The 253-nt window shown below is 44.7% G+C and carries 1 pseudogene; it reads left to right on the forward strand.

The features are described 5' to 3' along the window. A pseudogene (locus tag H4J63_RS20145) lies at positions 1-218 on the forward strand (hypothetical protein); the annotation flags it as partial. Positions 219-253 lie beyond the last annotated feature (35 nt).

The following is a 253-nucleotide window of genomic DNA, read 5'->3' on the forward strand; positions in this document are numbered from 1 at the left end:
CAGAGCGGCTGCAAGGACAAATGGCGAACGTGATATCGGTGTGTGACCGCGAAGCGGACATCTACGAATACTTGCAGTATAAACTGACCGAGCAGCAACGATTCGTCGTACGCTCGATGCAAAGTCGCGGAGTTTTTCAAGTTAGTTGTCGCATCAAGTTAAATTTTATGCCGCCCGCATTGCTTCTTTTTTTTCTGGATTTAAATTTACTTCATTGATCATTGTCCAATCTCGAGATTTTCCTGACCAACGA

It is taken from the genome of Pseudoalteromonas sp. 5Ae-yellow, from assembly GCF_014077565.1.
GTDB lineage: Bacteria > Pseudomonadota > Gammaproteobacteria > Enterobacterales > Alteromonadaceae > Pseudoalteromonas.